Raw genomic sequence first — 17,393 nt, 5'->3', positions numbered from 1 at the left:
TCTCAAACGTAGGCTTTAATAAAGGCACCAAGGATGGTTCAAAAAGTAGTTCTAGCGATTGATGATGATCCAGTGACCCTGTCACAGTATCGTGACGTTCTGGGTGACAGGTACAACGTACGCTTTGCGCTTAACGGCGAACAGGCTATAGAGATTATCGATCAAACCCCACCTGATCTAATTATCGTTGACGTTCGCATGCCCGGAGAGAGTGGTCCGCGTGTCGTTCGTAAGCTTCGGCGCTACACCTCGGTTCCAGTGATGATGATTAGTGGCTACCCGCAGGACGTATCCGGGGATGAACTGATCAACTTGCAGATACACGCAGCGCTGATCAAACCGGTAGCGGCTGATGCGCTGCTATTTGAAGTGGAATCTCTGCTGAAATCCCACAACCTACAGATAAACGAAGCGCTTTAGCTTGTAACCTGCTCGAACAGGTCAAAGTACTCAGGAAAGGTTTTACTGGTGCAGCCCGGGTCGTTGATCGTAATCGCGGCATCACCAAAGGCGGCAATGGAGAAGCACATCGCCATGCGGTGGTCATCGTAGGTATCGATTGCTGCTGACTGGATCTTCGCCGGAGGAGTCACCTCTATGAAGTCCTCACCCTCGACAACTTCAGCACCCACCTTGCGCAGTTCAGTAGCCATAGCATTCAGACGGTCGGTCTCTTTAACACGCCAGTTGTAGACGTTGCGAATCGCAGTTTTGCCCTCAGCGAAGAGCGCGGCGGTGGCGATTGTCATCGCCGCATCGGGAATGGCGTTCAGGTCGAGATCGACCCCTTTAAGCTCGCCTTTGGTTACTTCGATCCAAGTTGGACCGTAAGTCACTTTAGCACCCATCTTTTCGAGCACCTCAGCGAAGGCTTTATCGCCCTGTACAGACTCAGAACCCACGCCATAAACACGGATAGTACCGCCTGCGACAGCGGCTGCTGCAAGGAAGTAAGAGGCAGAGGATGCGTCACCTTCAACCATCACCTCGCCCGGCGAGCGGTAGGTCTGGCCGGCACGGACTACAAAGCTCTCGTAGTTGTTGTTCTCAACCTCAACACCGAAGAGTTTCATCGTATGCAGGGTGATATCGATGTACGGCACTGATACTAGCTCGCCATCCATCACAATCTCGAGGTCCTCTTGTGCTAGTGGCGCTGCCATCAGTAGGGCAGTTAGAAACTGGCTGGAGATATTCCCGCGAATGCTGACACGACCGCCGTTAAGGCCGTTGGCGTTAATCTTCAGCGGCGGGTAGCCCTCATCTTTAAGGTACTCCACGTCAGCTCCGAGCTGATGCAGGGCATCAACGAGATCTTTAATTGGACGCTCATACATGCGCGGTTCGCCCGTCAAGGTGAACTCACCCTGTCCGAGGCAGAGCGCAGCAGTCAGTGGGCGCATAGCGGTACCGGCGTTACCCAGGAACATCTCTGCACCAGAGGATTTGAACGCCCCCCCCACACCCTCTACTACACAACTGCGACGATCTGCCGCCAGCTCGTAACTCACGCCAAGCTCGGTCAGAGCGTTTAGCATGTGCGTTACATCGGCGCTGTCCAGCAGATTGGTCACCGTCGTTTTACCTTCAGCCAGAGCGGCCAACAGCAGGATGCGGTTCGACAGGCTTTTGGAGCCGGGAAGTTGTACTTCGCCGTTGGCGAAATTGCGGGGTTGGAGCGTCAAAGTTTCCATGATTTCCGGATCTGTAGAGCTAAAAATTAGGGGCCAGAAGTTACAGGTAAACGCCCTCTAAGTCCATATTTACTGCTGTTTGACGGGATATTGACCGACATCAATAGCTTATTCTGGAACTTAGATAATACTTAGTACACAACATCATATTTAATGTGACAAACAAGGAGCTCCCATGAGCGAAGAGCATCACGATCTAGCCAATGAATTTCCACAATTTCGCGACCAGATCCATACGCTGAAAACCAGTAATAACCACTTTGCCAAACTGTTCGATCAGTACCACGAGGTCACTCGCGAAGTGTACAAGATGGAGGCGGAGGTTGAGCCAGTAACCACAGAGGTGGAAGAGGAGTACAAAAAGCGCCGCCTGCAACTTAAAGATGAGCTGCACGCGATGTTACAGGCAGCTGTTTAAGAGTGAGAGAGACTCTCACGAAAAAAACGGGCGTAAGCCCCTTTTTTGTATATGGGTGAACCGTTTTTACGTCATCCGCCTCCGATCTCCACTTTGGTCTATGCTTGAAATATTTGATTGGCGAATCTAGAGCGCTGATTAACGCAAGTCAGAAGAGGAGACTTAAGTATGGATATACCGCAATTCCTACAAGGCTTCTTCTATGCGGGACAGGAGCCTGTCATTCCCATTACCTATGACGGGTTTTGGATCGGATTTTCAATTCTTGTTGCAGTGGTAGGATCGATCGCCGGATTGACGATCGCCGACCTCTCTAAACAGATCAAACATACGTTGACTCGACGTTCCCTGCAACTGGCTGGAGCGGTTACCTTTGGCGTGACCGTATGGGCAATGCATTTTGTCGGCATGCTCGCTGTGTCTATCCCTGTCTCGATGAGTTACTCGCCTTGGATGACGCTAGTTTCATCCTTCCCCGCAATCATCGCTGCGTGGTTTGCGATACGCTGGACTGCGGGGCGGGAGCGCAGTCAGGCCAATCGTGCGACTACAGCGCTGCTTATCGCCGTGGGAATAGGCGTAATGCATTACACCGGAATGGTTGCGATGCAGATGGAAGCGTTATTGCGGTTTGAGGTGATGGACTTCACCTATTCGATTTTAATCGCAATCCTGCTCTCTTACATTGGTATATGGGCGGATGAGGAGTTGCGAGCAAGGTGGCAAACCTTGTATGCCCATCTAGTGGGTGGCGCTTTGCTCGGTTTGGCCATTACGGGAATGCACTACGAGGGGATGAAATCAGTACGAGTCATAGCCTCAGCAGACATGATGGGGGTGTCTAACAGTGTCGATCGGGCCTACCTAGGGGTTATCATCTTTCTTGGCGTCATTGCAGCGGTTGGGATCGGCCTTTCTACCTCTTTGATAACGAAACTGCGAATAAATCTGAAGGAGTTGAATGTAAGCCGTGCGCAGTTAAAAACGATCATAACGGAGGGTTTAAATTCCGTGATAGTCGTTAACTCAAATAACGAGATCGAATCTATCAATGCTCAGACCGAGCAACTATTTAAGATCGACAAAGATAAAATACGGGGTTCGGCGATTAGCCAATTGCTCCCTAACTACGACGCACTCACCGGTGATCAGGGCTCGGTTCTTAATTGTGAAATTACGGGTTACCGGTCCGATGGAGTTGAAGTTCAATTATTGATGCGCAGAATTTGGATCAAAAGTGAAGAGTCTGAACAAGCAGTCATTTACTTGATGGATATTAGCGATTTTCGTGATGCCGAGCGCGAGCTCTACTATCAGGCGACTCATGATAGCTTAACCGGACTCTACAATCGCAGACATTTAGAGGCGTGCGCCCGGCACGAATACGAATCTTTTTTGCGTAACCAGCGCCCGCTCAGCGCATTAATGTTCGACTTAGATCACTTCAAGCTCGTTAATGACACCTATGGTCACGACGTTGGAGACCTGGTCCTGAAAAACGTTGCCAGCTTTTGCGCAGAAGTTTTGCGTACAAACGACCTATTCTTCCGATCGGGTGGCGAAGAGTTTGTAGTGCTGTTACCTGACACCTCTAAGACCAATGCCATGGTTATCGGCGAGAAGCTGAGAAAACACATGGAAGCCCAACGCATCCCGCTCTATTCAGACAGTCTCAAAGTGACGATATCTGTCGGTGTTGCAACGACCGAATCCCAGCTCGAGGGAGGCGTAGAGAAGCTGCTAACTTGGGCAGACGAAGCGATGTATCGCTCTAAAAGTGCTGGACGCAACTGCTGCACCCACTTTGATACCCTAGCGGACGTGAAGACAGCGAGCTAAAGGGTCCGTCCATCACGCGCGTAATACCCAGTCTGACACTCGCGAAATGTGTGACTTGCACTAAACTGTAAGTGAGGGTGTGTTTCGGGAGTGAGCATGATTATCGATCAAGAATTTTGCGACAGAGCGCTTCAGAATCTGCAAATTTATGCCCAGAGAATCGTTGATACAGCGGGTAATACTCAAAAGGTTGAGTTGCTGTCACGACTCGAGATCGGAGAGAGTAATATCGCTCTTGAGGATCTTTTCCGTGAGATGACCCCAGCTCAAACTTTAGAGGTGGCTGAACGTCAGATGCTCGCGGGCTCCATTCTGCACTCACAAACGGGTATCTCCGTCTCAATAAACGTAGACAACAGCGTGCTGGTGGAAAAGCAGCTGCAACAGCGGCTGTTGGAGATGTGTGAACGCTATCGATATCCGATGATCTTAGAGTTCACCGAGTTACGTCCGATGCCTCCTGCCGACGAGATAAATCGGCTCTTCTTCGATATTAAACTGAACGACATTACGATAGCACTGGACGATTTTGGTACCGGTTTTAATGGAATGTCTGTGTTTGCTGATTATGACTTTGACATCATCAAGATAGACCGCTCGATGATCTCAGGTATTGAATCACGACCCCAAAAACAGAAGATATTGCATCACATACGTGAGTTACTTGATGCTTTGGACAAAACACACGTTGTCGAGGGTGTCGAGACAGAAGAACGGTATCAGAACCTGGTTGATCTTGGATTTACGACCTTTCAGGGCTACCACTTTCATCGGCCCGAGAACGTGGGGGACATAAGATGACCCAACGAACTTTTCCGAAAGCGGATAATGACCAACAGCGCATTGAAGTGCTGCACGAACTGAAGATCCTCGACACGTCTGCCGAGGAGGTGTTCGACGAGATTACAGCTTTAACTGCGTCTATTTTTGATATCCCAACCGCGATAATTTCGTTGGTTGATTCCGAGAGACAGTGGTTTAAGAGTCGGCAGTGTCTGCCCGCGCAACAGACTGATAGGGATGTTGCTTTTTGTAACTACACAATAATGGATACAGAGGTGTTTGAGGTGGACAATCCTCAGACAGACCCTCGTTTCGCAGACAATCCGCTGGTGACTGGCGAGCTAGGGCTTCGATATTATGCCGGGGCACCGATAACCGTTCGAGGCTTTAACATCGGTGCCTTGTGCATGCTCGATTATAAAAAGAGAGAAGGCTTGAGCGAAGGCGAGAAGGAGATGTTGAAGACATTGGCGCGTATTGTTGCACGCACAATTAATGACCGCCGGCTCATTCGTGAATCCGCTGCTCTCGTCTCTGAATTGATGATGGGCGACGAATAGCCTTCTGAATAGCGACCGATCACTCCGCCGTTTTTAACTTGCCGAAGCTTTGTTGATTTATATCAATTACCCCCACCCGAATAGCGCGTAGATTATACCTATAGCTTGGTTGGTACCTCTCGCCCTAATCCCGCGTGTTGTTCTCCGAACTGATCAGGCTACAGACTTTGAATTCAAACACCTTTGTTTGATTCATATTGGTCGCTCTCGAATTGTACCCGCCTCCTGGCGGGTTTTTTTGTGCATGGACGCACTTATGCCGCGAAGGCCATGGATGGCCGAGAGCGGCGTCGTAGGCGGACAAAGTCTTCAGGCGTGAAGCCCGAGAGCGGCGTCGTAGGCGAACAAAGTTCGTTTGATCTCAAGTGCGAGCGCGGCGCAGCAGCCAAACAAAATTCGTATGCTCACCATTACCCAAACCCCCTCATGTTAGCTATCCTTAATACAAATCTATCCAGGAGCTAAAGATGAAACGGATCATCACTATTTTGGTTGCTACAGCCCTACTTGGCGGCTGTGTTCAGCAGAATCTCTCCGGCTCGGCTTACAGCCGCAATCAGGTACAGCAGGCGCAGCAGATTGAGTATGCCGTGGTGGATTCGGTACAGCCGGTCATTATTCAAGGTCGCACCGATGGTGTTGTCGGAGCGGGTTCGGGAGCAATCATCGGCGGTATTGCAGGCTCCACCATGGGGGGCGGCAAAGGTAGCAGCATCATGACTGTATTAGGTGCCGTCGCAGGTGGTATGGCCGGTCAGGCGATCGAAGAGAACGCTACTACTGTTCAGGGGCAGGAGATTGTCGTTCGCACCGACTCGGGTCGTCTCTTCTCGGTGGTTCAAGAGGTGCAGAACAATATGATGTTCCGCTCCGGTGACCGTGTTCGAGTGCTAACAACCCAGGGTGGCACAGTACGTGTCAGCTACTAAGCGTCCGGATCTCAACGGGGTACACCATGTTGCCCTGATCTGTAGTGATTACACCAAGTCCAAACAGTTTTATGCACAGCTGCTTGGGCTTGAGGTGGTTGATGAGAACTATCGTGAGGCGCGTGACTCCTGGAAGCTGGACCTGCGAGCCCCAGATGGCACACAGCTCGAACTCTTCAGTTTTCCCGCAGCGCCAAAACGTCCCTCGGGGCCTGAGGCTCAGGGGCTGCGCCACCTCTGTTTCGGTGTCGATGATTTAGAGGGGTGGATCAGCTATCTTGAGGCGAGTGATATCGATGTTGAGCCCGTCCGAGTCGATCCCTATACCGGCAAACGGTTTACCTTCTTCAAAGATCCCGATAACTTACCGCTCGAACTCTATCAAACGTAACGCAAAATACAGTTGGAGCAGAATTGGAACTAAGAGTACTTGGCGCGTCGGGTGGCGTTACAAAAACCGGCGAGACAACAGCGTTTTTGTTGGACCAGCGAATTCTTCTGGATGGTGGTACGGGCGTTGGCTCACTTGATCTATCCGAGATGGAGCTGATTGATACGCTGTTACTGACACACGCTCATCTTGATCACATTGCTGGCGCTGCGCTTATGCTGGCGTCAGTGATCGATAGACGCACAACTCCGCTCACTATTTTCGCCCCTTCTGAAGTACTTGATGTGTTGAAGGCACATATCTTCAACTGGCAGATCTGGCCCGATTTCGCCGTACTTCCAAGCGAAGATAGCCCCGTGCTGCAGTACCACCCGATTAGTCCTGGTCAGCCATTCGAGCTGGGTGAGCTGCAGATCGAGGCGCTACCTCTTAGTCACACCGTTCCGAGCTTTGCCTATTTTGTTGAGCGCGCTGGCAGGGCTTTCTGCTTTTGTGGTGATACGGGACCGACTGATAAACTCTGGCAGCGTATCAACGAGCGCGGTGATATCGAACAGCTCTTTATAGAGCTCTCTTACCCAGCAGAGGAGGCGGAGATCGCGAAGGTTTCGGGCCACTACGATCTGGCAAGTTTGGCGCACGACCTCAGTAAGTTAGAGCGGCCTCTAACAGTGCAATTGATGCACGCCAAACCGGGCTACGAGCAGAAACTAATTGAGGCGGTGAAAGCTAATCCAGTGCTGCAGTCCATGCAGGTGCAGCACTGTGAGTTAGAGCAGCGGATTAACGTGCTCTGAGGCGAGGATGGCGGCCTACTTTTCTGGCGCGTGGTAGAGCAGGTAGAGGTCGACCAATACTTCAGGAATCTGATCACACATCTCTTGGCTCAGTGAGCGGTCTTTGCGGATATCCTGAATCTCCGGATCGTCAAACAGTTCTGATGCAACCATAATCGGCAGCAACAGACCGGCTACAGTCTCTTCGTCACGCTCGAACCAGAGCGCTTCGTTGAGGAAAACACCCTCCATAAAGCCTTCAGCCCAGAGGGTCGTCTCGGCGGTCTCATCGTCGCTCTCAGTCTCGAGTGTCAGATCCAGAGGTAGAGGTACCTCCTCTTCGGACGACAGATCGTTGCTGATGGTTTTATCCAGTTTGGAGAGTAGCTCTTCAATGGTCGCGCGCTGCGCATCGCTCTCCCAACTGGGCTGGCCATCAAATACCATCGCCATCCACTCTGAAGCCGGTGTCGGCTTCGGGGCAATATTTAAAGCACACAGAAGACCGTGAGCCCCAATCAGATCCAGCGCTGTTTCTGGGACCGCATCGGAGATAAGAAAAGCTTCCAGATCATCCAGTTCATCTTCGGTGATCAGGGCGAGATCATTTGTCATCGTAGTCTGTCCTAATTGATATGACGCTAGTGTAGCGCGAATCTACAGTGACTTGCAGCGTTGCTTCGCGGATAATAGCGCCCATGATCGAACAGGCCCGCCAAACCCTCATCCAAACTTTCGGTTTTGACCAATTTCGCGACCCTCAGCAGCAGGTCATCGAGACCTTGCTAGCAGACGGTGATGCGTTGGTTGTAATGCCGACCGGTGGGGGTAAATCTCTCTGCTATCAACTGCCCTCTATTGTGCGAGAGGGAACCGGCATAATTGTCTCGCCGTTGATCGCGCTGATGCAGGATCAGGTGAATGCACTGTCGCTGCTGGGTATCAAGGCGGGTTGTTTGAACTCCTCGCTCGAGTTTGACGAGCTACAGCGCACCGAGGCAGCGCTGGTGAATGGCGAGCTGGATATGCTCTATATAGCGCCTGAGCGGCTGCTGCAGCCGCGCACGCTGAATCTGCTTGCGCGTACGAAGCTGGCGCTCTTTGCGATCGACGAGGCGCACTGTGTATCACAGTGGGGACACGACTTCCGTCCAGAGTATTTGCAGCTGGGTGAGTTGGCCCAACGCTTCCCGAATGTTCCGCGTATTGCGCTGACGGCAACTGCCGATGCGCGCACTCGCCAAGAGATGTCTGAGCGTCTCCATCTCGAGGGAGCCAAGCACTTTATTAAGGGCTTTGATCGTCCGAATATCCGTTATCGCATTGCCCAGAAAGATCGTGCAAAAGAGCAGCTCCTAAGCTTTATTCGGGCTGAACACTCTGGCGATGCCGGAGTTGTCTACTGTATGTCCCGCAAGCGGGTAGAGGATACTGCCTCCTGGTTGGCCGAGAAGGGTTTCAACGCCCTCCCATATCATGCGGGCCTGACGCCTGAGCTGCGCAACCATAATCAGCACCGTTTCCTGACGGAAGAGGGTGTCATCATGGTGGCGACTATCGCCTTCGGTATGGGGATCGATAAGCCCAATGTACGTTTCGTTGCGCACCTGGATCTGCCTAAGTCGATTGAGGCCTATTATCAAGAGACAGGGCGTGCCGGGCGTGATGGTCTGCCTGCGAATGCTTGGATGGTATACGGCCTGCAAGATGTGATCTTCCAACGTCAGATGCTTGAAGCGGGGCAGGCTGCTGATGAGCAGAAGCAGATAGAGCGGCAGAAACTCGAGGCGATGTTGGGCCTCTGTGAAATCACTAGCTGTCGTCGGCGTGCGCTGCTGAGTTACTTCGGTGAGCCTGAGCATCCCGATTGCGGTAACTGCGATAACTGTTTAGAGCCGGCTGAAGTCTGGGATGGAACTGAGGTTGCGCGTAAGGCGCTCTCTGCTGTGTACCGAAGTGGCCAGCAGTACGGTGTTAATGCCGTCATCGAAATCCTGCGCGGGGAGCAGAGTGACCGTAGTCGTCAGCGCGGTCATGATCAGCTCTCAACCTGGGGAATAGGGCGCGAGCTGGATAAAACGACCTGGCGCTCTGTCTTTCGGCAGTTGGTGGCGCGTGGTCTGCTGCGCGTAACACCGGACAACTTTGGCTCACTCTATCTGTCAGAGAGCTGTAGAGCCTTGTTGAAGGGTGAAGAGACCATCGAACTGCGCCGAGATGTACGCCCGGCTAAACGCTTTACCAAGAGCAGCAGCAGTAAACGGCCAGAGTTTAATCTCACCCATGCCGATCAAGGGTTGTGGGAAGCGTTGCGAAATTGCCGACGTGATATCGCCGATGAAAAAGATGTACCGCCCTATGTCATCTTCCATGACTCAACGCTGCTGGAGATGGTGTCGCTTAAACCTACCTCGGCGATTCAGCTGCGCCGTATCAACGGGATCGGCGATCGCAAGCTGGAGGCTTACGGTCCCGCATTTCTTAAAGTGATCTCTGACCACCTGACTGAGGCCTAGACGATGCTAGAGTCGCTCTGGACCCTATTTATCAGCGCGTTCATCTCATCAACCTTGCTACCCGGTGGGGCAGAGGCGTTACTAGCTTATCAAGTGAGCGAGCAGACTAGCTCGCCCCTGTTGTTAATCGCTGTGGCGACTCTGGGAAATACGCTCGGCTCCTACTTAACCTTTGGGATGGGGGCCGCACTGGCTCACTTCTATCCATTTAAAGCGCTCGATAAGCCCACTCACCTTCAAGCGAAACGCTGGTTAGCTCAGCGAGGTCCCTGGGTGCTACTGCTCGCTTGGTTGCCCGTTGTTGGCGATCCACTCTGTTTAATTGCCGGCTGGTTGCGCCTCAATCTGTTCTACTCGTTTGTGGCGATACTGATCGGTAAGCTGCTGCGTTTTCTCGTGGTTGCGCTCTTGGCGTTAGGTCTGTTTGGTTGATTGGAAACCAAATGAGAAGTGCTCAGTGTCACTGGCTAAAGCTTGAGTTATAATCCGCGCCGTTCAAAGGAGTAGCCCGATATTATGACCGCCCAAGCACATCAGGAAGAGTTCGATCGCAAACAGAAGCTGCGCTTTAATAAGCTGCAGAAGCGCCTGCGTCGTGAAGTTGGGCAGGCGATTGAGGCGTTCAACCTGATCGAAGAGGGCGACCGGGTGATGGTTTGCCTCTCCGGGGGGAAAGACTCCTTTACAATGCTCGATATACTGATGAGCCTACAGAAGAGTGCACCCGTTAAATTTGATCTGGTTGCCGTCAACATGGATCAGAAACAGCCGGGTTTTCCGGAGCATATTCTGCCTGCCTATCTCGACCAGCTTGATATCGAGTACCACATTATCGAGAAGGATACCTACTCGGTTGTGAAGTCAGTGATCCCAGAGGGTAAGACCACCTGCGGCCTCTGTTCACGTCTACGCCGCGGTACGCTTTATGGCTTTGCTGATGAGATCGGCTGTAACAAGATTGCATTGGGTCACCACCGTGATGACATCATTGAGACGATGTTCCTCAATATGTTCCATGGAGGAAAGCTCAAAGCGATGCCGCCAAAGCTGGTCTCAGATGACGGAAAAAATATGGTGATTCGACCTCTGGCCTATGCGCGTGAGAAAGATATCGCCGAGTTCTCTCAACTCAAGGGCTACCCGATCATACCGTGTAATCTCTGCGGTTCGCAGGAGAATCTGCAGCGCGCCTCGATTAAAGAGATGCTGCAGGATTGGGACAAGCGCTTCCCGGGCCGTATCGAGACGATGTTCAAAGCGATGTGCAACGTTGTGCCCTCCCATCTGGCAGACGAGAATCTGTTTGACTTCAAAGGCCTGCAGCAGGGCTATGCCCACGGGATTGCCGACCCAGACACTGTGCTGCGCCTGACCACTTCACACGCGCAGGAGCCGCAACAAGCTTCAGGTGTGCAGATGGTTGATAAAATCGATTTGCAAAATCTCGCCTAAAAGCGGCTGGCTAATGCCCCTTGATGGTTGGTCAGGCCAGTCGCCGTCGCGCCTAGCGCTTTAGTCGACCTAAGACTTTTTTCAGTACCATTTCCACTCATCTTTAGTATGGTGTAATGACCAAATGCGTTTGTGGTTAGCACGTTTTCAGCTAAGCGATCTTCGTATAGATCATTTAGTAATATGGTTAGCTTATTCTTGAATGCTATATGCAACAGCACTAACATTCGCGCCGGGACACAAAAAACTAACATAGCCGGGAGGCATTGATGGGAAACATCATCAAAGGGCCGTCGACTCGTGAGCTGATGCAGCAGCTGGTGACAGATTCTGAAGGAATGACTGTCAACGATCGTCGCGATTTTCTCCGTAAGGGTATTGCAGCAGTGGGCGGTATGGCCGCAGCGACTGTTGCTGGCGGCGCAAACGCCGCTGATGCAATGATCAACTCGACTAACCTGCCACCAAACGAGCCATCATGGGGTCGCATGCTGGGTCACGGTGTAATCGAGTACCCATACGGTCAGCCATCTAAATACGAAAGCCACGTTGTACGTCGTACAGTGCCATGGCTAACAGCTGAGTCTATCTCTTCTATCTCGATGACTCCGCTGCACGAACTTAAAGGTATCATCACCCCTAACGGTCTGGTTTTTGAGCGTTACCACGGTGGTGTACCTACGATAAACCCAGAAGAGCACCGCCTGATCATTCACGGTCTGGTAGAGCGCCCACTGATCTTCACTATGGAAGATCTGATGCGCTTCCCTTCTGTCTCAGTGATCAAATTCCTTGAGTGTCCTGCTAACGGTGGTATGGAGTGGCGCGGTACTCAGATGGAGGCACTGCAGTTCACCCACGGCATGCTGTCGTGCTGTGAATGGACCGGTGTACCACTGAAAGTACTGCTTGAAGAAGCTGGTGTTAAACCAGAAGGTAAGTGGGTACTGGCTGAAGGCGCTGACGGTGCGCACATGAGCCGCTCAATTCCTCTGGAGAAGTGTCTTGACGATGCTCTGATCGTTTACGCTCAGAACGGCGAGATGCTGCGTCCAGAGCAGGGTTACCCAGTTCGTCTGATGAACCCAGGTTGGGAAGGTAACACCTCTATCAAGTGGCTACGTCGACTGGAAGTTGGTGATAAGCCTTGGTACCACCGCGAAGAGACTTCGAAGTACACCGACCTGATGGCCGACGGTACTGCACGTAAGTTTACTTTCGTTCAGGAGTGTAACTCGGTTATCACTTCACCTTGTCCTGAGAACCCAATCAAAGGCTCTGGCATGCTCGAAATCGAAGGTATCGCATGGTCTGGCCGCGGCAAGATCAAGCAGGTTGATATCTCGTTTGATGGTGGTGTCTCTTGGACCCCAGCCAACCTGAAGGGGCTGGTGCTGGATAAGGCTCTGACTCGCTTCAGTTTGGTTACTAAGTGGGATGGTCAGCCTTGGCTGCTCCAGGCACGTGCAATCGATGAAACCGGCTACGTACAGCCAACGCTGCAGCAGCTGCGTGACGTACGTGGTACGGAGTCGATCTACCACAAGAACTCCATCCACACTTGGCAGGTATCAAACACTGGGGAGGTTAAGAATGTTCAAGTTAGCTAAGCCCACCCTAGTAGCTGCAGCTGTTGCAGGCTCGCTAGTAGCGGGTGCGGTAAATGCAGGCGAGCAGTTCGGTTTCGGCCGCACTGCAACTGCAGAAGAGATTGCAGGTTGGGACATCGATGTACGTCCTGACGGCATGGGTCTGCCCGTAGGTTCTGGTAGCGTTCTCGACGGTGAGGGCCTGTACGAAGCACAGTGTGCTTCTTGTCACGGTCTGTTCGGTGAAGGCGAAGGCCGTTGGCCAGTACTCTCTGGTGGACAGGGTACACTGGCTGATGAGCGTCCGACTAAGACTGTTGGTTCATACTGGCCCTATGCTTCGACGCTGTACGACTACATCTACCGGGCGATGCCGTTCCCAGCGCCACGTTCTCTGACTCCAGATCAGACCTATGCAATCTCTGCATACGTGCTGTACCTGAACGAGATCGTTGATGAAGACTTCGTGCTAACCAACGAAAATCTGGCTGACGTCAAAATGCCGAACGAGCCGAACTTCTTTGTTGATCCACGTCCAGACGTAGCAAACACGCGTTGTATGTCTGACTGTGCTGACCCAGCTGCGCTGCAGGTGACTGGCTCTATCGGTGGTGTTACACCTGTAGGTCACTTCATCGAAGGTGCGGATGGCCCAGCGGCATCTCACGAGGCTCAGCATGAACTCGAGAAGAAGATGGAGATGGAGCGTCTGAAAGAGCTTGGCGTAGAGGTTGAAGAGGAAGAAGCTTCTTCTGAACCCGCTGCTCTCTCTGAGGCTGCAGTAGCCGGTGAAGCAACCTACAACATGGCATGTGTAGCTTGTCATGGCGCAGGAATTGCAGGTGCACCGAAAGTAGGTGACAAAGGTGCTTGGAAAGCACGCATTGCACGTGGTATGGAGTCAATGATCAGCAACGCGATCAACGGCTACGCTGGCGACAATGGTGTGATGCCTGCCAAGGGTGGTCGTGCAGATCTCTCTGACGAGGCGGTAGCCAACGCAGTTGCTTACATGGCAGAATCTAGTCAGTAAATGACGAGATGCGGGGGTGCTTGGGTTTGCCGAGTACCCTCGATATTATAAAAAGAGCGCCTCAAGGCGCATTTATCACTGGAAGGAGTGACCATGCGTAAGTTGATATCAACGCTCGCGATTACTGGTCTAACACTGGGTGTTGCCGGTACTGCAGTGGCGGGTTCACACGGAGATATGATCAAAGAGGGGCAGGACATTTACCACGGTAAATCTCGCGGTAACTGTATTGCTTGTCACGAGATCCCTGATCCGATCGCCAATCAGGCAGGTAATCAGGGACCAATGATCATCGCAATGAAAGCACGTTACCCAAGTAAAGCTGAGCTTCGTGCACAGATTTGGGATGCAACAGCTAAGAATCCTCTGTCAATCATGCCGCCTATGGGTAAGCATAACATTCTGACAGAAGACGAAATCGACGCTGTTGTCGAATACATTTATCAGTACTGATACGAGCAGGTGGAGTAAAATGAGTATGAATCGTCGTACAGTTGTCAAAGCGATCGCTGCAAGCGGTGCGCTGATGGGCATGGGTGCATTGATGCCGCGCGTTGCGCTGGCAGCATGGAACAAAGATGCGTTTTCCGCGAAAGATCAGGCGTCAGCAATGAACGCCCTCTACGGTGGCAGCGCAGAAGCTAGCGCTAACGTAATGCTGAAAGCGCCAGCAATCGCTGAGAACGGTGCAGTAGTACCTCTGTCTGTAAGCACAGACCTCGCAGATGTTGAGTCAGTTGCTATCTTCATCGAGAACAACCCAACTCCTCTGGCTGCACAGTTCATGGTGCCAGCGGGCACTAACGCTGATTTCTCAACTCGCGTACGTATGGGTAAGACCACTAACGTAACTGCAGTTGTTAAAGCGGGTGGCAACACTTACAGCGCTACTTCAGAAGTTAAAGTCACCATCGGTGGTTGTGGCGGTTAATCAGCGAGTTCAATAGGAGTCACTACAATGGCAATTTTTCGAGTTAAAGCTAAAGCCCGTAAAGGCAGCACAGATGTCAAAATGATGGCTAAGCACGATATGGAAACTGGTCAGCGCAAAGGCAAAGACGGTAACCTGATCCCTGCTAAATTCCTGGACACTGTAACCGTTTCTCACGGTGGCAAAGTGGTTTTCGAAGCAAACCTCGGTACTGCGGTTTCTAAAAACCCATACCTGGCGTTCTCTTTCGAGGGCGGCGCGAAGGGCGAAACCCTCGACATCGCGTGGACTGAAAACTCAGGTGCATCAGGCACAGAATCTGGCGATATCAAGTAATCAGGGTTCGGAGCCCGGAGGACTTATGAAAATTATAAAAACGACACTGCTCGCTATGAGCGTTGCAGCCCTGAGCCAGACGGCGATGGCTGCGAAAACGGGAGCGACTCTGGCAACTGTTGATCCAGAGGCGGACCGTATTGCACTTCAAGAGTACATGAAGAACCGTTTCCCAGACACTCCAATCTCTGAGTACGTAAACGGTATCTACGCAGTTGATGCTGCATCTCGTGCACAGTGGGAGGAGATCGAAGAGTTCCCTCCTTACGAGTTGGATCTGGAAGAGGGTGAAGCCCTGTTTAACGAACAGTTCGCAAACGGCAAGAGCCTGGCTGACTGTTTTGATAACGGTGGTGAAGGTATCCGCCAGAACTACCCAATGTGGAACGACGAGCGTAAGACCGTTGTAACTCTTGAGATGGCAATCAATGAATGTCGTCTACAGAACGGTGAGAAACCATACGGCTGGAAAAAAGGTCCAATCGCTAAGGTTTCTGCTTACATGGCGTACACTTCACGTGGTAACGAGTTTGCAATCGACATCCCGAATGACGATGCAAAAGCGGCTTACCTCGACGGCAAGAAGTTCTTCTACACCAAGCGTGGTCAGTTGAACCTCTCTTGTGCTGACTGTCACCTGACGGGTACTAACCGTCTGGTACGTGCTGACCTGCCTAGCCCAGCGCTGGGTCACTCTACGCACTTCCCAGTGGTTCGTTCTAAGTGGGGTGATATCGGTACTATCCACCGCCGTTACGAAGGCTGTCACCGCGATTCACGTTCAGAGTTCCTGAAAGTGCAGAGCGAAACTTACCGTAACCTCGAGTACTTCCAGACTTACATGTCTAACGGTCTCGTTGTTAACGGTCCAGGTTCACGTAAGTAAGGAGCAGAACTGATGAAAAAGATCGCTACGATCGCAGCAGTTGCTGCCCTGACCGCAAGCTCACTGACAATGGCGCAGTCATTCCAGGAAGCTTTCGACATGAACCGCGCGATGTACGGTGCTGGCGCTACCTTCGAGTGGAATGGTAAGAGCTACAACACCAACTACATTGAAGAGGAGCTGGCTTCAAAACCAGCTAACCAGGCTAATGCACAGGCTCTGTTCGACGCTGCTAAAGCTAAGTTGGCAGAAGTTCGTGAAGCCGGTTTCGCTTGGCGTGACAACGTTAAGTACCTCAAGCAGGCTAAAGAAGCTCTGGAAGCTGGTGAATACCAGAAGTCGATGGATCTAGCTGCACGTTCACACCTGCAGTCACGCATCGGCCTAGAGCAGGCTGAGACTGCGAAGAACGAATGGATTCTAGCGGTACCACCGCTGAACTAAGCGTTCAAGCTACACCCAAAAAGCCCGCAATTCAGCGGGCTTTTTTGTGCCTTTTATTCGGTGCGACAGACCAGTGTAGGAGCTATCGGTCGCGAAGCGGCAAGTTCGCGACTTGTATAACCGGCCATCGTAGTTCGCCGCTTAAGGCGACCCCACTAGAGTGTAGAGATATAGTCTGCGAGCTCAGAGATATCTGTGTCTGAGAGCCCTGCCGCCTGCCCCCACATCAGAGAACTGCTCGGTCCAACCGTCTCCTTGGCTTTGTAGGCATTCAAACGATCGATGATATAACTCGCTTCCCGTCCCTTGAGGGCAGGACCTACTCCACCTGAACCATCAGCGCCGTGGCAGGCCATACAGCCAGCGTATTTGGCTTTACCGGGTAGTTCGCCCTCTGATGTGGCTGCAGCTACCATCTCGGTATCTGCCACTGCAGTCGGTGCCTCGGCACACTCATCTCCAGCTACGCAGACCGAACCATCGGGCATTATGTTTTTCGCTACTAGCTCCGGGTTGAGTGCCGCTGGTGGTTTTTGAGCCATCAGTATGAGTGCTGCACCAATAGCAAGCACAGTTATTACATAGGCGCGAATGAAGTAGCGAGCCAAATGACGTCCACGTTTGGAAATATATTCGGCCTCCTGCTGGTAGCCAACACTCTCGTGATCAATACTCATCAGCATCTTTAATTTGGCGACACCATAGCCTGCAAGAAAGAGCACGAAGAGGATCAGTATCATGCTTGGGATCAGAATTTTGAGTGTGTAGAGGTCAAGGTAGCTATTAAAAATTGAATCCATTTATAGAGTCCGCTTA

General features: G+C 51.9%; 21 protein-coding genes. 18 read left to right on the top strand and 3 right to left on the bottom strand.

The window, feature by feature from the left end; all coding sequences use genetic code 11:
* The first annotated feature begins 33 nt into the window (after positions 1-33).
* Positions 34-420: a response regulator gene (locus AC1WNR_RS09595; RefSeq protein ID WP_481644268.1), complete on the top strand. Its 387-nt coding sequence runs from the start codon at positions 34-36 to the stop codon at positions 418-420.
* On the opposite strand, the gene aroA is transcribed toward AC1WNR_RS09595, so the two are convergent.
* Positions 417-1,694 (bottom strand): 3-phosphoshikimate 1-carboxyvinyltransferase, encoded by a 1,278-nt coding sequence (gene aroA, locus AC1WNR_RS09590; protein WP_481644267.1) that lies wholly within the window; start codon positions 1,692-1,694, stop codon positions 417-419. The two genes, AC1WNR_RS09595 and aroA, sit on opposite strands and share 4 nt — an antisense overlap.
* Positions 1,695-1,869: 175 nt before the next feature.
* Here aroA and AC1WNR_RS09585 point away from each other — a divergent pair, with 175 nt between their 5' ends.
* The 7 genes from AC1WNR_RS09585 to AC1WNR_RS09555 all read left to right on the top strand — a co-directional run bounded on the left by AC1WNR_RS09585 (position 1,870) and on the right by AC1WNR_RS09555 (position 7,411).
* Positions 1,870-2,112, top strand: a complete 243-nt coding sequence (locus AC1WNR_RS09585) for an HP1242/YdcH family protein (protein ID WP_481644266.1) — start codon at positions 1,870-1,872, stop codon at positions 2,110-2,112.
* A gap of 168 nt (positions 2,113-2,280) precedes the next feature.
* Complete coding sequence (locus AC1WNR_RS09580; RefSeq protein ID WP_481644265.1) at positions 2,281-3,951, top strand: sensor domain-containing diguanylate cyclase; 1,671 nt, start codon at positions 2,281-2,283, stop codon at positions 3,949-3,951.
* A gap of 96 nt (positions 3,952-4,047) precedes the next feature.
* Positions 4,048-4,752 carry an EAL domain-containing protein gene (locus AC1WNR_RS09575; RefSeq protein WP_481644264.1) on the top strand — a complete coding sequence of 235 codons (705 nt, stop codon included), beginning with the start codon at positions 4,048-4,050 and terminating at the stop codon, positions 4,750-4,752.
* Positions 4,749-5,294 (top strand): GAF domain-containing protein, encoded by a 546-nt coding sequence (locus AC1WNR_RS09570; protein WP_481644263.1) that lies wholly within the window; start codon positions 4,749-4,751, stop codon positions 5,292-5,294. Before AC1WNR_RS09575 ends, AC1WNR_RS09570 begins: the two co-directional genes overlap by 4 nt.
* Before the next feature lie 467 nt (positions 5,295-5,761).
* Positions 5,762-6,223 carry an outer membrane lipoprotein gene (locus AC1WNR_RS09565; protein ID WP_481644262.1) on the top strand — a complete coding sequence of 154 codons (462 nt, stop codon included), beginning with the start codon at positions 5,762-5,764 and terminating at the stop codon, positions 6,221-6,223.
* Complete coding sequence (gene gloA2 / locus AC1WNR_RS09560) at positions 6,210-6,614, top strand: SMU1112c/YaeR family gloxylase I-like metalloprotein (protein WP_481644261.1); 405 nt, start codon at positions 6,210-6,212, stop codon at positions 6,612-6,614. The genes AC1WNR_RS09565 and gloA2 overlap by 14 nt, the downstream gene beginning before the upstream one ends.
* Positions 6,615-6,637: 23 nt before the next feature.
* Complete coding sequence (locus AC1WNR_RS09555; protein ID WP_481644260.1) at positions 6,638-7,411, top strand: 3',5'-cyclic-nucleotide phosphodiesterase; 774 nt, start codon at positions 6,638-6,640, stop codon at positions 7,409-7,411.
* 15 nt (positions 7,412-7,426) lie between these two features.
* Here AC1WNR_RS09555 and AC1WNR_RS09550 read toward each other — a convergent pair whose 3' ends face one another.
* Entirely contained in the window at positions 7,427-8,005 is a 579-nt protein-coding gene (locus tag AC1WNR_RS09550) for a YecA/YgfB family protein (protein WP_481644259.1), read from the bottom strand.
* An 83-nt stretch (positions 8,006-8,088) separates the two neighbouring features.
* On the opposite strand from AC1WNR_RS09550, the gene recQ reads away from it, so the two are divergent.
* The 10 genes from recQ to AC1WNR_RS09500 all read left to right on the top strand — a co-directional run bounded on the left by recQ (position 8,089) and on the right by AC1WNR_RS09500 (position 16,577).
* On the top strand, positions 8,089-9,906 hold the full coding sequence (gene recQ / locus AC1WNR_RS09545; RefSeq protein ID WP_481644258.1) for a DNA helicase RecQ: 1,818 nt from the start codon (positions 8,089-8,091) through the stop codon (positions 9,904-9,906).
* Between the two features lie 3 nt (positions 9,907-9,909).
* The gene (locus AC1WNR_RS09540) at positions 9,910-10,338 is read left to right on the top strand and encodes a YqaA family protein (RefSeq protein ID WP_481644257.1); all 429 of its coding nucleotides are present in this window, start codon (positions 9,910-9,912) and stop codon (positions 10,336-10,338) included.
* A gap of 84 nt (positions 10,339-10,422) precedes the next feature.
* Positions 10,423-11,358 carry a tRNA 2-thiocytidine(32) synthetase TtcA gene (ttcA, locus tag AC1WNR_RS09535; RefSeq protein WP_481644256.1) on the top strand — a complete coding sequence of 312 codons (936 nt, stop codon included), beginning with the start codon at positions 10,423-10,425 and terminating at the stop codon, positions 11,356-11,358.
* Between the two features lie 269 nt (positions 11,359-11,627).
* Entirely contained in the window at positions 11,628-12,968 is a 1,341-nt protein-coding gene (gene soxC / locus AC1WNR_RS09530) for a sulfite dehydrogenase (protein ID WP_481644255.1), read from the top strand.
* On the top strand, positions 12,952-13,980 hold the full coding sequence (locus AC1WNR_RS09525) for a c-type cytochrome (protein ID WP_481644254.1): 1,029 nt from the start codon (positions 12,952-12,954) through the stop codon (positions 13,978-13,980). Before soxC ends, AC1WNR_RS09525 begins: the two co-directional genes overlap by 17 nt.
* 93 nt (positions 13,981-14,073) lie before the next feature.
* Positions 14,074-14,433 carry a sulfur oxidation c-type cytochrome SoxX gene (gene soxX / locus AC1WNR_RS09520; RefSeq protein WP_481644253.1) on the top strand — a complete coding sequence of 120 codons (360 nt, stop codon included), beginning with the start codon at positions 14,074-14,076 and terminating at the stop codon, positions 14,431-14,433.
* Between the two features lie 25 nt (positions 14,434-14,458).
* A complete protein-coding gene (soxY, locus tag AC1WNR_RS09515) occupies positions 14,459-14,911 on the top strand; it encodes a thiosulfate oxidation carrier protein SoxY (protein ID WP_481644252.1) in 453 nt (150 codons plus the stop codon).
* 27 nt (positions 14,912-14,938) lie between these two features.
* The gene (gene soxZ / locus AC1WNR_RS09510) at positions 14,939-15,247 is read left to right on the top strand and encodes a thiosulfate oxidation carrier complex protein SoxZ (RefSeq protein ID WP_481644251.1); all 309 of its coding nucleotides are present in this window, start codon (positions 14,939-14,941) and stop codon (positions 15,245-15,247) included.
* Positions 15,248-15,272: 25 nt separating this feature from the next.
* On the top strand, positions 15,273-16,133 hold the full coding sequence (soxA, locus tag AC1WNR_RS09505) for a sulfur oxidation c-type cytochrome SoxA (protein ID WP_481644250.1): 861 nt from the start codon (positions 15,273-15,275) through the stop codon (positions 16,131-16,133).
* Positions 16,134-16,145: 12 nt separating this feature from the next.
* Positions 16,146-16,577: a hypothetical protein gene (locus AC1WNR_RS09500; RefSeq protein ID WP_481644249.1), complete on the top strand. Its 432-nt coding sequence runs from the start codon at positions 16,146-16,148 to the stop codon at positions 16,575-16,577.
* Positions 16,578-16,732: 155 nt separating this feature from the next.
* On the opposite strand, the gene AC1WNR_RS09495 is transcribed toward AC1WNR_RS09500, so the two are convergent.
* Positions 16,733-17,377, bottom strand: a complete 645-nt coding sequence (locus AC1WNR_RS09495) for a c-type cytochrome (RefSeq protein WP_481644248.1) — start codon at positions 17,375-17,377, stop codon at positions 16,733-16,735.
* Positions 17,378-17,393 lie beyond the last annotated feature (16 nt).

It is taken from the genome of Marinobacterium marisflavi, assembly GCF_982447095.1.
This window is presented reverse-complemented; position numbering and strand designations above follow the sequence as displayed.